Consider the following 14,271-nt stretch of genomic DNA (forward strand, 5'->3'; position numbering starts at 1 on the left):
CTAATCGACCACCTCGCCACCCGGCGCTATATTCCCTCGCAACCCCCGACGTTCCCCAACATTGCCACTGTGCAGTGCGCGGGATCGTTGTGCCTGGACATCAGAACAACACCAAGGAAGAAGCACCATGAAACTGCATTCCAATCTGTGCAAAGTGGCCATTGTCGGCGCCCTGATGCTGGGCGCCAGCGGTTGCCAGACTGCCAAACCTACCGAAGCCAGCATGAAAGAACGGGCCCAGACCGTCATCGGCAAACCGGTGTCGAAAATCGACAACATCCGCAGCGACAGCACCCTCACCTACTACACCGCGTATACCCCGGCCGGCGAGTACAACTGCGAGTTGCCCAGCGGGGCGATTATCGCGGTGGCGAGCATGGGCATCATGACTCCGCCGCTGTCTTGCCTGCCCAAAGGCGCCTCACCGATCCCCGTTCAGTAATTGATTTCTCCGGTAAAGGACGACGCTCATCATGAAAACCCTGATCGCTACTCTCACCCTCACCGCCCTCGCCCTGACCGGCTGCGCCACGCCCAAACAGTGGGAAGCCACCGGCGGCAGCAAGAACGACGGCGTGGTCCAGGTCTCCTACGAACTGGGCCAGTTCGAAAGCGGCCAGACCAACGCCGCGCAAGGTCTGACTGTCGCGATGGAGCGCTGCAAGACCTGGGGCTACAAGAATGCCGAGGTGACCGGTTCGGAGAAAAACATCTGCCGCACCATGGGCCAGTTCAACTGCCTGCAAACCACCATCACTCAGGACTACCTCTGCAAGCGTTGAGTCAAACCTGCTCGGCCGGTTCGGTTTGCCGGTCGCGCAGGGTTCGCAAGGTCGCGCGCAGCTCGGCCGGACGTACCGGTTTGGACAGGATGGCAATTTGGCGGTCATGCAAGGCCGCCTGTATTTTCTCGATGTCATGCCCGGTGATGATCATCGCCGGCACCGCAAAACCCCGCTGGCGCCGCACCTCGTCGATGCACTCGATGCCCGTGGAATGTGGACCCAGATCGTAATCGGCGACGATGATGTCGCAATCGGTGACCAGCCCCTGCCCGCTCAACTCGCCTTGCACCACGCAGCCCCAGCGCTCAAGCAGCGCCGACGTCGCCAGCAACACGTTGCGATCATCCTCCACCAGACACACCTTCAGCCCGGTCAACAGGCCGGCCTGCCGCACATCGTCACGCATGACCGGCAATTGCGGCGCCACGGCCACTGGCAAGCCATACAGGGTGACCGCCGTGCCGCGCCCAAGCTGCGAGCGCAACGCCACATCGACGCCGATCAACTGCCCCAGACGCTTGACGATCGACAACCCGAGGCCGACGCCTTCCACGTCCTTGTCACGCACTTGGCGCACCCGATAAAACTCTTCAAACACTTTCGGCAGATGCTCCTCGGCAATGCCGTTGCCGCGGTCATAAATCACGATGGCCAGCCCGACACCGCGTTTGCGCACGCCGATCAGCACCGGGCGTTGCGCGCCGTACTTGAAACAGTTGGAAAGCACGTTCTGCACCATGGTCGCGAGCAACGCCGGATCGCTCTGTACCCAGTATTTGCATGGACGCAGGCGCAATTCCACACCGGCCCAGCGCGCGGCTTCGGCGTTCTGGCGGACCAGATCGGCCAGCCACTCGCCCAGATTGAACACCTGCAACCTGGGCAGGACGCGCCCGTTGTCGAGGGTGTAGAGGTCAAGAATCGAACGGAACAACTGCGAGACGTTGAGCAGCGAACGGTCGATGTTGTCGACCAGTTGCCGCTCCTGCTCACCCAGCCGCGATTCGCGCAGGCACGCCGTGAACAGACCGATGGAGTGAATCGGCTGGCGCAGATCATGGCTGGCCTGGGCGAGAAAACGCGACTTTTCCAAATTGGCTGCGACGGCTTCTTCAGAGGCCTTGCGCGTGCGTTCCAGCAGCAAGTGCGCGTAGAACGGGATCACCGTGCTGGTGAGCATCAACATCAGCACCATGTACGGTTGCGCCTGCCACACCGGCGTCAACCGGTACACCGCCAGCAACGCCAGCAGCGCCAACCCCGTGGCAATCGCCAGGTAGCGCGAGCCATAGCGCATGCCGTTGCCCAGATTGACCCAGATGATCACCGCGTACAGCGGCAACGCCGCTTCACCGCCGAGCACCAGGCCGAAACAGGTGCCGGTGTAATCGTGGATCATGCCGAAAATCCGCCGCGCCGGGTAATACCCGGGCCAGCGCGCAATGGCCTGACGCAAGGCAATCGACGCCAGCAGAAACAGCGCGATGTAGACCACCACCGGCAGATAGGTAGCGAAGCGCTGACCCGGCAACACGCCGAGCACGCCAATGTAAACCATGGCAATGCTGGCGATGATGATCCGCAGATTGGCCTGATCCAACTCGGTGTTTTTCTCGAACTTCATGGGCAACGTCCTTGTGCGACAGTCGTCAGTTTCAGCACCGGCCAGCAGGCAATCCGCGTCTGCGGTGCTAAGGTGCATGCCGTAAACCACGCCTGATCCAGGGAGGGTCACGCCATGACCGGCCGAATCATCATAGCCGACGATCACCCGTTGTTTCGCGAGGCCATGCGGCGCACCGTGCAGCGCCTGCTGCCCGAAGCATCTATCGAGGAGGCCGGCGATCTCGACGCCGTGCTGGCCTTGCTGCCCGCCGGCAACGAGCCGGACACGCTGATTCTCGACCTGCGCTTCCCCGGCCTGACCTGCATCAGCCAACTCGCCGAACTGCGCCGAAAACTGCCGCGCACCACATTGATCGTGGTGTCGATGGTCGACGACGAGACGTTGATCGGCGAAGTAATGGCGGCCGGCATCGACGGTTTCATCGGCAAGAACATCGCCCCGGATGAAATCGGCCAGGCCATTCTGGCGATCCGTGAAGGCGAAGTGCTGGTCAGGTTCGCCCCTTCCGGGCTGCTGCCGCTGGAGACCGGCACCGCCCTCACCCCGCGTCAGCAGGATGTGTTGCGGCTGATCGCCCAAGGCAAGACCAACAAGGAGATCGCCCGGGAACTGGATATCTCGCCGTTCACCGTGCGCATCCATGTGTCATCGTTGCTGCGCACGCTCAATGTGCCGTCGCGGGCAGCCGCTGCGGTGAAGTATTCGGGAGGCAGCGGCGCAATTTAAATGAACCCTGCGCGCTTGGGCTCACCTAACTGAAAGACCATCAGGAGGTAGCCCATGCAAATTGAACCCGTCTGGATCGTACTCGCCGTCGTTCTTGTGATCGTTGAATTGTGGGCGATCAACAGGGTGCGCAAGAGCGCAGGCAAAGGCAGCAATAAAGGCGTGTGGATTATCGCCATCGTGTTCGTGCCGTTGTTTGGCCTGATTGCCTGGGCACTGGCCGGCCCGAAACACGTTACGCAGGATTGAGAAAATCCCCCTGTAGGAGCTGCCGCAGGGAATGCAGCGTTTACGGATCAACTTGTGCCATCAACTCCGGCAGCGATTCCGGACGCTTGGCATAGCGCTGCGCCAGCACTGCGCAGACCATCAATTGAATCTGATGGAACAGCATCAGCGGCAGGATCAACACGCCAATCGTGCCGCCGGCAAACAACACCTGCGCCATCGGCACGCCAGTGGCCAGACTCTTTTTCGAACCGCAGAACAAAATGGTGATGCGGTCTTCCTGGCTGAAACCGAACGCCTTGCCCAGCAAGGTCGACGCCAGCAACACCAGCGCCAGCAAGATGCAGCAAACCACCACCAGCCCCAACAGATCGACCAGCGGAATCTGATGCCAGATACCTTCGTTGACCGCCTCGCTGAACGCGCCGTACACCACCAGCAGAATCGAACCCTGATCGACAAACTTCAGCCAGTGCTTGTTGCGCCCCACCCATGCGCCGATCCAGCGCCGAGCGATCTGCCCGGCAATGAACGGCAGCAGCAATTGCACGCTGATCTTCAGAATCGCATCGACGGTCGAACCGCCGTCACCGTGCACGTTCAGCAGCAGCGCCACCAGCAACGGCGTGAGGAAGATCCCGAACAGGCTCGATGCCGCCGCACTGCAGATCGCCGCCGGAATATTGCCCCGGGCCAGCGAGGTGAAAGCAATCGCCGACTGCACGGTGGCCGGCAACGCGCAAAGGTAGAGCATGCCCATGTACAGCTTGTCGCCGATCAGCGGTGACAGCAGCGGTTTCAACGCCAGACCGAGGAGCGGGAACAGCACAAAGGTCAGGCCGAACACCAACAGGTGCAGGCGCCAGTGGCCGGCACCGGCGATGATCGATTCGCGCGAGAGCTTGGCGCCATGCAGGAAAAACAGCAGCGCGATGGCGATGTTGGTCAGCCAGCCGAACCCGACCGCGACCTGACCGCTGGCCGGCAGGAAACTGGCCAGCAGCACGACGCCGATCAGGGTCAGGGTGAAGTTGTCGGGCAGGAATCTTGGTCGGGTCATGGGTCTGTTCATCCGGGGGTTGCCAGTACGTGACTGCGACTCTAACGTGAGCAGAAATTACCGACTAACGCCGAAGAGCCAACAGATGCCGCCTAAAGGACACGAGAAAAGTTTCCGGCGCAGCATTCCCGGGTTGCCCAGCCTGCCCCGTCCGCTGTACGGGCGCACCGAGTCGCTGCCTAATCGCGCGCTGACCCGGCGTCACAGTCACCCGTGGGTGCAATTGTCATACGCGATTCAGGGCGTGCTTGAGGTGCAGACCAGCGCCGGGCGTTTCGTCGCGCCACCGGAGCGTGCGGTGTGGATTCCGGCGGGCGTGCCGCATCGCGTGTTCAGCTCGCCGCACACTGAAATGCGCAGCCTGTACATCGATTGCAGCGTGGCCGGCTGGGCGCTTGAGCGCTGTCATGTGCTGGGCGTCAGCGACCTGCTGCGCGAGCTGATTCGCGCCTTCAGTCGGGTGCCGGTGGAATACGACGAGAGCGGCGCCCATGGCCGGTTGGCCCAAGTGATCCTCGATCAACTGGCCGAGGCGCCGCAGATTGACCTGATGCTGCCGCTGCCTCAGGACAGCCGTCTGCGGCAGATCTATCAAAGTCTGGAGCAACATCCGGAACAGCAGACCACACTGAACCATTGGAGCGAGAAGTTCGGCGTCACCGAAAAAACCCTCAGCCGCCTGTTTTTACGCGACACCGGCCTGACCTTCCGCGCCTGGCGTCAGCGCTTGCGCCTGTTGGGTGCGCTGACCCCGCTGGAACGCGGCGAACGGGTCACCGACGTGGCTCTGGCCTGCGGTTATGACTCGACGTCGGCGTTCATCGCGGCCTTTCGCCAGCAGTTCGGCGAGACGCCGGGGGAATTTTTTCGCTGACTTTTGTCGATATTTATCGAATTAGCACATGCCAATCGACAAAGTTCAGGGTAGAGTTTCGCCCATACGAAATGCTTCACGCATTTCGACGATAACCCTGATGACCCACCCCTTTAGCGAACCTGTCGGCGGTAACAGCATGATCGAAGTCACTGAAGTCTCCATTGCTCAATTACGCGCGGCGCTCGACGCCGGCCAGACCACCGCGGTTGAACTGGTGCAGGCCTATCTGGCCCGGATCGACGCCTACGACGGCCCGAACACCGCCACCGCACTGAATGCGGTGGTGGTGCGTAATCCCGAAGCACTCGCCGAAGCCCAGGCCTCCGACGCGCGCCGGGCCAAGGGCGAAACCCTCGGCCCGCTCGACGGCATCCCTTACACCGCCAAGGACAGCTATCTGGTCAAGGGGCTGACCGCCGCCTCCGGCAGCCCGGCCTTCGCCGATCTGGTGGCGTATCGCGACGCCTTCACCATCGAACGCCTGCGCGGCGCCGGGGCGATCTGCCTGGGCAAGACCAACATGCCGCCGATGGCCAATGGCGGCATGCAGCGTGGCGTCTATGGCCGGGCCGAGAGCCCGTACAATGCCGCCTACCTGACCGCGCCGTTTGCCTCCGGCTCGTCCAACGGCGCCGGCACCGCCACTGCTGCGAGTTTCTCGGCGTTCGGCCTGGCGGAAGAAACCTGGTCGAGCGGTCGCGGCCCGGCGTCGAACAACGGTTTGTGCGCCTACACGCCGTCGCGCGGAGTGATTTCGGTACGCGGCAACTGGCCGCTGACGCCGACCATGGACGTGGTGGTGCCGTACGCACGGACCATGGCCGATCTGCTCGAAGTGCTCGACGTGGTCGTCGCGGAAGACCCCGACACCCGTGGCGACCTGTGGCGCCTGCAGCCGTGGGTGCCGATCCCGAGCGTCGCCTCGGTGCGCCCGGCGTCCTACGCCGAACTGGCAGTGAAACCCGCGGCACTGGCCGGCAAACGCCTCGGTGTGCCGAAGATGTACATCAATGCTGACCCTGAAGCCGGCACCAGCGAAGCGCCGGGCATCGGCGGCCCGACCGGGCAACGCATCAACACTCGTGCGTCAGTGATCGACCTGTGGAAACAGGCCCGCGCGGCTCTGGAAGCGGCCGGCGCCGAAGTCATCGAAGTGGATTTCCCGCTGGTCTCCAACTGCGAAGGCGACCGTCCGGGCGCGCCGACCGTGTTCAATCGCGGCATCGTTTCCAAGGAGTTCCTGCACCACGAACTGTGGGACCTGTCGGCCTGGGCCTTCGACGATTTCCTGCGCGCCAACGGCGATCCGAAGCTCAACCGTCTGGCCGATGTCGACGGGCCGAAAATCTTCCCGCACGACCCGGGCACCCTGCCCAACCGTGAGGGCGACCTGGCCGCCGGCATGGACGAATACGTGCGCATGGCCGAGCGCGGCATTACCCCGTGGGACCAGATCCCGACCCTGCCGGACGGCCTGCGCGGCCTGGAAAAGACCCGCAAGCTCGATCTGGAAGACTGGATGGACACGCTGAAACTCGACGCGGTGCTGTTCCCGACCAACGCCGACGTCGGCCCGGCAGATGCCGATATCAATCCGGAATCGGCGGACATCGCCTGGAGCAATGGCGTCTGGGTCGCCAACGGCAACCTGGCGATCCGTCACCTCGGCGTGCCGACCGTCACTGTGCCAATGGGGATCATGGCCGACATCGGTATGCCGGTCGGCCTGACCTTCGCCGGTCGCGCCTACGATGACTCGAATCTGCTGCGCCTGGCCTCGGCGTTCGAGGCGACGGGTTCGAAGCGTCAGGTGCCGCCGCGTACTCCGGCGCTGACTGCCGGCAAGTAATCAGAACGGCGGGGTTGAGACCGCAAAAGGTCTCAATTCCCGTCGTCGGTATTCCCCCTCGCTGATCGCGACACTTCGCTTTTCCCGAACTATTGCTCAGAAATAAGCGATTTTTCTTGCACCCAAACTCGCCGCTAGCATGGCCCTGCCTGACCCTAATTCAATAAAAGCCAGGGAGCCCGCCATGCCAACGACCAACATCAATATCGGCGAACCATGGATGTGGGGCGCGTTTATCGTCTTCGTTCTCGCCATGCTTGCACTGGACCTGTTCGTCTTCGGCGGACGCAAGGCACACCGCGTTTCAGTGCGGGAAGCGTCCTGTTGGGTGATCGCCTGGTGTGCGCTGGCGATGGCTTTCGCCGGGTTGCTCTGGTGGTATCTGCACGGCGAGTTCGGCGCCGACATTGCCCAGCGCAAGACCCTGGAATTCCTCACCGGTTATCTGATCGAGCAGTCGCTGTCGATCGACAACATGTTCGTTTTCGTGATGATCTTCAGCTACTTCGCCGTGCCACCGGAACTGCAACGCCGGGTGCTGCTGTATGGCGTACTCGGGGCGATCGTGATGCGCGCGGCAATGATCTTCGCCGGGGTGTGGCTGGTGTCGCAGTTCGAGTGGCTGTTGTATGCCTTCGGGGTGTTCTTGATCATCACCGGGATCAAGATGCTGATGTTTGCCGAGCAACAACCTGATCTCGACAAAAACCCGCTGCTGCGCTGGGTGCGCGGGCACATGCGAATCACCCAGGGCTTTCATGGCGAGCGCTTTTTCGTGCTGCAGAACGGCGTACGCTGGGCCACGCCGATGTTTCTGGTACTGGTGCTGATCGAGGCCAGCGACCTGATGTTTGCGGTCGATAGCATCCCGGCGATCTTCGCGGTCACTACCGATCCGTTCATCGTGTTCACCTCGAATATCTTCGCGATCATGGGCCTGCGGGCGTTGTACTTCCTGCTGGCAGACATGGCCGACCGCTTTCATTTGCTCAAATACGGACTGGCGATCGTGCTGGTGTTCATCGGCGGCAAGATGACGTTGATGCCGTGGTTTCACATGCCGGTGGAATGGTCGCTGGCGGTGGTCGGAGGGGTGATTCTGGGGTCAGTGGTGTTGAGCCTGATCGTCACCCGCAAGGAAGACCAAACTCAATCCCTGTAGGCGCTGTCGCAGGCTGCGATCTTTTGGCGTTGTCTCCTGGAAAAACAAGATCAAAAGATCGCAGCCTGCGGCAGCTCCTACAGGGGGGTTGCGGTTACTTGTCGGACTTGATGCTGGTCCACACCCGGGTGCGTACGCGTTCGAGTTTTTGCGGCAGGGGCTGGACGACGTAGAGGGTTTTCAGGGCTTCAGGCGTTGGCGTCAGGTTCGGGTTGGCGGTGATGTCTTTGTTCACCAGCGACATCGAGTCTTTGTTCACGTTCGGGTAGCCGAGGAAGTCGCTGATTGGCGCAATGACTTTTGGATCGAGCAAGGTGTTGAGGAATTCATGCGCCTCTTCGACATTCTTCGCGCTCTTCGGAATGGCGAAGGTATCGAACCAGATCGGCGCGCCTTCCTTCGGCAAGCGCCAGTCGACCACCACACCATTGCCCGCCTCTTTCGCACGGTTGCCAAACTGATAGAAGCTGCCGGAGTAACCGATGGCCACGCAGATGTCGCCGTTGGCGATGTCGGTCATGTACTTGGCCGAGTTGAAATAAGTCACGTACGGACGAATCTTCAGCATCAGGTCCTTGGCCTTTTCATAGTCGGCCGGGTTCTGGCTGTTCGGATCGAGACCGAGGTAATGCAGGGCCAGCGGGAGGATTTCCGACGGCGAATCGAGCATCGCCACGCCGCAGGATTTGAGCTTCTCCATGTTCTCGGGCTTGAACACCAGATCCCAGCTGTCGACCGGCGCGTTGTCGCCGAGCGCTGCCTTGACTTTGGCCGGGTTGAAACCGATCAGTACTGTGCCGTACATGTAGGGCACGCCGTACTGATTGCCAGGGTCATTGGCGTCGAGCAGTTTGAGCAGCGCCGGATCCTGATGACTCCAGTTCGGCAGTTTCGACTTGTCGAGTTTCTGGAACACCCCGGCCTTGATCTGGGTGTCGATGAACTGGTTCGACGGCACCACCAGGTCGTAACCGGAGTTGCCGGTGAGCAACTTGGCCTCCAGCGATTCGTTGGTGTCGAAGGTGTCCCAGGTCACTTTGATGCCGGTCTTTGCGGCGAAATCCTTGGGCACCGACGGCAGGATGTAATCCGCCCAGTTGTAGACCCGCAGCTCGCGCTGCTCGGCGTGTACCGCGCTGGCCAGCAGCGTCAGCCCACAGACGGTGGCACCCAGAATGCGTTTCATCGTGACCATGGTTGTTTCCCCGGAATGCGACGTGAGATCGATGGTTTTTATGTTCTGTACACGGCAGCGGCTGTAAAAGTAGCCAAGGGCAAGCAAAGTCCAGCGTTTTATTGTGGCTTTGATTCTTGCCGACCGCGGGGTCGCGGCACAGTGGGTGATGGGCCAAAAGGGGATCGAAATGGCCAAATTGAATGACCGCACGAATGCACAAGGTCTAAGCAGACATCATTTGTGGTGAGGGGATTTATCCCCGATGGGACGCGAAGCGGCCCCCTTTATATCTCAAAGGGGGCCGCACTCGCTGATTTCACGACTGCTTCGCAGCCGATCGGGGATAAATCCCCTCGCCACGTTGCTTCTGGGTCTGCCCACGTGTAGCGAGGCAGTAATACAGCGGCACCGTCACCACCAGACCAAACAGCCACGACAGGTCGGCGCCATCGACCAGATTGGCGTACGGCCCGACGTACAGCGACGTATTGGCGAACGGCAGTTGCACAATGATCCCGATGAAGTAGGCAATGATTGCGTGCAGATTGAAGCGCCCGTAAATGCCGCCGTCCGCGCGGAAAATCGAGCTGATGTCATAGTTGCCGCGCTTGATCAGGTAGAAGTCGATCAGGTTGATCGACGCCCACGGCACCAGTACCAACAGCAACGCCAGAATCAGCCCGATGAACTGCGAAATGAAATCCGCCGAGGCACCCAGCGCTACCACGCAGCAAGCCGCCAGCACCACGCTCGACAACACCACGCGCACCTTGATGCTCGGCGTCCACTGGCTGGCGAAGGTCTGGATCGAGGTGATGATCGACAGCACCGCGCCGTACAGATTCAGCGCGTTGTGGCTGATGATGTTGAGCAGGAACAACACCATCAGAATCGGCCCCAACCAACCGGTGGACTGCTTGACCGCTGCCATCGCCTCGGTGCCTTCCGGCGTCGCCAGAACCGCCACCGCGCCAAAGCTGAACGACAGAATCGTCCCCAGCGTCGCGCCCAGATAAGTGGCCCAGAACGGTTTGGCGATGCCGATATCCGCCGGCAGGTAACGCGAATAATCGGACACATACGGCGAGAAGCTGATCTGCCAGATGATTCCCAACGATACCGTTGCCAGCCAGCCCGACAGGTTGAAGCTGCCGCGCGTCAGGAAGTCCGCCGGCAAGTCGTGGGCGAAGATGTAGAGGAAGCCGGCGAGCAGCGCGCTGCCCATCACCCAGGTGCCGATGCGGTTCAGCGTGTGGATGAAGTTGTAACCGATCACGCCAATCGCCGTGGCCGCCAGTGCGCCGATCAGAATGCTCAGCGGCGCTGGTACCGACGGCGCAATGCCGACAATCGATTTACCGGCCAGCACGATGTTGGAAATGAAGAAGCCGATGTAGATCAGCGCTGCAAAAAACACGATCAACAATGCGCCGTAACGCCCGAACTGACCGCGACTCTGGACCATTTGCGGAATGCCCATGCGCGGCCCCTGCGCCGAGGCCAGGGCGATCACCACGCCGCCGATCAGGTGCCCGAGCGCAATCGCCATTAGCCCCCAGAGCAAATCGAGATGGAACACCTGAACCACCATGGCGCCGGTGACGATGGGCAGTGGCGCAATGTTGGTGCTGAACCATAAGGTGAAAAGGTCGCGGGCCTTCCCGTGGCGTTCCGCGAGTGGGACATAGTCGACCGTGTGATTCTCGATCAACGGATCTTGCCGGGACATCTGGGACATATGCATGAACTCGAGTTTGTCTGTTCTTATCTTTGTATGAAGCCAAACCGGGGGGACTCTGGGTCGCCCCTCAGATGCAGACCATATTATGGTATTCCAAACATTTCACAAAACTGATCCGTAGTATACGGCGCTAGCTGATCCGCCATCCTCACTGATACTGCGGCCTGCAGGCCAGCCAGAAGCCCAATAGATGCTGAGTTTCCGACGAAAGCACCACGTTTATCGGTTCAGCCTAAAAGCCCTTGCAAAGAAAAAATACTGGTATACCATCAGACCAACAAATACATAAAAATCGCGTCACAACACCCGAGGACCGTCCAATGATCGATGCTGCCATCTACAAACAAGTCATGGGCTCGTTTCCGTCCGGCGTCACTGTCATCACCACGCTGGACGATGACGGTCAGATCGTCGGCCTCACTGCCAGCGCCTTCAGCTCGCTGTCGATGGACCCGGCGCTGGTGCTGTTCTGCCCCAACTACAGCTCCGACTCCTACCCCGTACTGATCAAGAACAAGCGCTTTGCGATCCACGTCCTGTCCGGTGGCCAACAGAGCGAAGCCTATGCCTTTGCCCGTAAAGGCAAAGACAAGGCGCAAGGCATCGAGTGGACATTGAGCGAGTTGGGCAACCCGATCCTGGCCAACGCGACGGCTATCATCGAGTGTGAGTTGTGGCGCGAATACGAAGGCGGCGACCACGCGATCATGGTCGGCGCGGTGAAGAACCTGATCGTCCCGGAGCAGCACACCGGGCCGCTGGTGTATTGCCACGGCAAGATGGGCGCCCTGCCCATTCTGGCCTGATCGTCAGCCCTACACAAATCAACTGTGGGAGCGAGCTTGCTCGCGAAGGCGTCTTGTCAGTCGCCATAGATGCCGGCTGTTACACCGCTTTTCGCGAGCAAGCTCGCTCCCACAGGTAGCCTCAACAATAAAAGATCCGAGGAAGCGTCATGAAATTTTCCCTGTTCATCCACATGGAACGCTGGGACGAAAGCGTCAGCCACCGCCAACTGTTCGAAGACCTGACCGAACTGACCCTGATGGCCGAGGCCGGCGGTTTCAGCACCGTGTGGATCGGCGAACACCACGCAATGGAATACACCATCTCGCCCAGCCCGATGCCGCTGCTGGCTTACCTCGCCGCCAAAACCACCACCATTCATCTTGGCGCCGGCACCATCATCGCGCCGTTCTGGCACCCGCTGCGGGTGGCCGGTGAATGCGCGCTGCTCGACGTCATCAGCAACGGGCGCATGGAAGTCGGCCTGGCCCGTGGCGCCTATCAGGTTGAATTCGATCGCATGGCCGGCGGCATGCCCGCTTCCAGCGGCGGCCAGGCCCTGCGCGAAATGGTCCCGGTAGTCCGCGCCCTGTGGCAAGGCGACTACGCCCACGACGGCGACATCTGGAAATTCCCGATCTCGACCAGCGTGCCGAAGCCCATCCAGAAACCCAACCCACCGATGTGGATCGCCGCCCGCGACCCGGATTCACACAACTTCGCCGTGGCCAACGGCTGCAACGTCATGGTCACGCCGCTTATGAAAGGCGACGAAGAAGTCGTCGACCTGAGGAACAAATTCCAGACCGCGCTGGACAACAACCCCGACGTGCCGCGTCCGCAATTGATGGTGCTGCGCCACACCCACGTGCACTCGGCGGACGATCCGGACGGCTGGAAAGTCGGCGCCAAAGCCATCTCACGGTTCTATCGCACCTTCGATGCGTGGTTTGGCAACAAGGAAGTACCGGTCAACGGCTTCCTCGCTCCGAGCCCGGAAGAGAAATTTGCCGGGCGGCCGGAGTTTGAACTGGAGAGCCTGCACAAGACGGCGATGATTGGTACGCCGGAAGAGATTATTCCCCGCATCAAGTACTATCAGGAACTGGGGGTGGATGAGTTCAGTTTCTGGTGTGACAACAGCTTGCCGCATGCGGAGAAGAAGAAGTCGCTGGAGTTGTTTATCAGGGATGTGGTGCCGGCGTTTCGGTGACATTTCTTCTAATTTCAATCATGAAAACGCCCGAATCTCTTCGGGCGTTTTTATTTTTCCCCACGGTTCCTCGCGACACGTCGACCAGTGCTATCTGAACGAAAGCATTGTCGCGCTCTTGGCTTCACTCATAAACGCTAGCCGCTGATAGGATCTTGGCAAAGGTTTTCCAGCTTGGTCGCAGAACGTCAACGTCGCCAGAGTTAAAAGCATAACCTTCCATTGAATTGACCCAAGCCTCCATCGCGTCTAAAAACCTTTCAAGTGTCGAATTTTCCCACTCATCCGGTTGTCGCAACAGAGTTTCACGAAACGCATGGAGGAAATTCGCGAAATCCTCTTTGGTTTCAATTTCTTCTACTTGATCATCAAGATCCATACGTATCCTATTTACAAATGTCAAGAAGAGAAAACGAAGAAAAAAATGGGGACAGACCACGTTTTCACTAGTTGGTCGACTTTTTCGGCCGTCCCGGGCTCCCCCGCTGCACGCGGCGACCGATCATTGTCTCGACCTCAACAGCAAATTTTGAACCGCCAAAAACATTAGTTCCATTCGTCGCGTCACGAATCTGGTCAACCAACTCTGACTCCAAGTCATTTTTGAACAGTTCGCGGTAAGCATCCGCCGGGTGCCCGCCCCACCCTCCAAGCGCCAAATACTTTTTATGAGGGGTAACAATGTGCGAGCGTTCTGATTGTGCATTAACACGGTAACTTGACCAGCGATATTCTGCCGGATGAATTACCATTTTCGCTCTAACAGGATTCATTTCAATGTATCGATAACAGCACAACAAATATCGTTCACTCTCAACAAGGCAGGAACGATACCTGCCTTCCCATAAACTTCCGCTGCGACCATACGTACGATTTATATATTGGACGTATCTCTGGCCAACACCTTTCATCAGCAGGCTTGCACTGTTGGCATGATGAGGACTGACTAACAAATGAACATGATTAGTCATTAGGCACCACGCATGAATGTCACAATTAGTTTTGGACGCCTGTTCAACCAAAAGCTCCAGGTAAAAAAG

The 14,271-nt window shown here is 59.8% G+C and carries 15 protein-coding genes; 9 read left to right on the forward strand and 6 right to left on the reverse strand.

Features of this window, described 5'->3' with window-relative positions:
- The first annotated feature begins 127 nt into the window (after positions 1–127).
- Both HXW87_RS19415 and yecR read left to right on the forward strand, forming a co-directional pair.
- Positions 128–442, forward strand: a complete 315-nt coding sequence (locus tag HXW87_RS19415; RefSeq protein ID WP_121185009.1) for a hypothetical protein — start codon at positions 128–130, stop codon at positions 440–442.
- 31 nt (positions 443–473) lie between these two features.
- Entirely contained in the window at positions 474–782 is a 309-nt protein-coding gene (gene yecR, locus HXW87_RS19420) for a YecR family lipoprotein (RefSeq protein ID WP_095666814.1), read from the forward strand.
- Between the two features lies 1 nt (position 783).
- Here the strand turns inward: yecR and HXW87_RS19425 are convergent, their stop codons facing one another.
- Positions 784–2,409, reverse strand: coding sequence for a hybrid sensor histidine kinase/response regulator (locus HXW87_RS19425; protein ID WP_239777521.1), 1,626 nt, complete (start codon positions 2,407–2,409; stop codon positions 784–786).
- Between the two features lie 114 nt (positions 2,410–2,523).
- On the opposite strand from HXW87_RS19425, the gene HXW87_RS19430 reads away from it, so the two are divergent.
- Positions 2,524–3,138, forward strand: a complete 615-nt coding sequence (locus HXW87_RS19430; RefSeq protein ID WP_239777522.1) for a response regulator transcription factor — start codon at positions 2,524–2,526, stop codon at positions 3,136–3,138.
- Positions 3,139–3,192: 54 nt separating this feature from the next.
- Entirely contained in the window at positions 3,193–3,387 is a 195-nt protein-coding gene (locus tag HXW87_RS19435) for a PLD nuclease N-terminal domain-containing protein (RefSeq protein WP_027613057.1), read from the forward strand.
- A gap of 40 nt (positions 3,388–3,427) precedes the next feature.
- Here the strand turns inward: HXW87_RS19435 and HXW87_RS19440 are convergent, their stop codons facing one another.
- A complete protein-coding gene (locus tag HXW87_RS19440) occupies positions 3,428–4,426 on the reverse strand; it encodes a bile acid:sodium symporter family protein (protein ID WP_239777523.1) in 999 nt (332 codons plus the stop codon).
- Positions 4,427–4,511: 85 nt separating this feature from the next.
- On the opposite strand from HXW87_RS19440, the gene HXW87_RS19445 reads away from it, so the two are divergent.
- The 3 genes from HXW87_RS19445 (at position 4,512) to HXW87_RS19455 (ending at position 8,314) form a co-directional block, all read left to right on the forward strand.
- Complete coding sequence (locus HXW87_RS19445) at positions 4,512–5,300, forward strand: helix-turn-helix transcriptional regulator (RefSeq protein WP_145596954.1); 789 nt, start codon at positions 4,512–4,514, stop codon at positions 5,298–5,300.
- 139 nt (positions 5,301–5,439) lie between these two features.
- Positions 5,440–7,152 carry an amidase gene (locus HXW87_RS19450; protein WP_239779175.1) on the forward strand — a complete coding sequence of 571 codons (1,713 nt, stop codon included), beginning with the start codon at positions 5,440–5,442 and terminating at the stop codon, positions 7,150–7,152.
- Positions 7,153–7,336: 184 nt separating this feature from the next.
- On the forward strand, positions 7,337–8,314 hold the full coding sequence (locus HXW87_RS19455; RefSeq protein WP_041062608.1) for a TerC family protein: 978 nt from the start codon (positions 7,337–7,339) through the stop codon (positions 8,312–8,314).
- Between the two features lie 94 nt (positions 8,315–8,408).
- Here HXW87_RS19455 and HXW87_RS19460 read toward each other — a convergent pair whose 3' ends face one another.
- Together HXW87_RS19460 and HXW87_RS19465 are read right to left on the reverse strand one after the other, a co-directional pair.
- Entirely contained in the window at positions 8,409–9,509 is a 1,101-nt protein-coding gene (locus HXW87_RS19460; protein ID WP_131670242.1) for a polyamine ABC transporter substrate-binding protein, read from the reverse strand.
- A 298-nt stretch (positions 9,510–9,807) separates the two neighbouring features.
- The gene (locus tag HXW87_RS19465) at positions 9,808–11,229 is read right to left on the reverse strand and encodes a cytosine permease (RefSeq protein WP_182401526.1); all 1,422 of its coding nucleotides are present in this window, start codon (positions 11,227–11,229) and stop codon (positions 9,808–9,810) included.
- A 323-nt stretch (positions 11,230–11,552) separates the two neighbouring features.
- Here HXW87_RS19465 and HXW87_RS19470 point away from each other — a divergent pair, with 323 nt between their 5' ends.
- Both HXW87_RS19470 and HXW87_RS19475 read left to right on the forward strand, forming a co-directional pair.
- On the forward strand, positions 11,553–12,038 hold the full coding sequence (locus HXW87_RS19470; protein WP_239777524.1) for a flavin reductase family protein: 486 nt from the start codon (positions 11,553–11,555) through the stop codon (positions 12,036–12,038).
- Between the two features lie 149 nt (positions 12,039–12,187).
- Entirely contained in the window at positions 12,188–13,231 is a 1,044-nt protein-coding gene (locus HXW87_RS19475; protein ID WP_239777525.1) for an LLM class flavin-dependent oxidoreductase, read from the forward strand.
- A gap of 124 nt (positions 13,232–13,355) precedes the next feature.
- On the opposite strand, the gene HXW87_RS19480 is transcribed toward HXW87_RS19475, so the two are convergent.
- Both HXW87_RS19480 and HXW87_RS19485 read right to left on the reverse strand, forming a co-directional pair.
- The gene (locus tag HXW87_RS19480; RefSeq protein WP_182401528.1) at positions 13,356–13,610 is read right to left on the reverse strand and encodes a hypothetical protein; all 255 of its coding nucleotides are present in this window, start codon (positions 13,608–13,610) and stop codon (positions 13,356–13,358) included.
- A gap of 67 nt (positions 13,611–13,677) precedes the next feature.
- Complete coding sequence (locus HXW87_RS19485) at positions 13,678–14,253, reverse strand: transposase (RefSeq protein WP_239777526.1); 576 nt, start codon at positions 14,251–14,253, stop codon at positions 13,678–13,680.
- Positions 14,254–14,271 lie beyond the last annotated feature (18 nt).

Source organism: Pseudomonas sp. Y5-11 (assembly GCF_022368695.1).
Lineage (GTDB): Bacteria > Pseudomonadota > Gammaproteobacteria > Pseudomonadales > Pseudomonadaceae > Aquipseudomonas > Aquipseudomonas parakoreensis.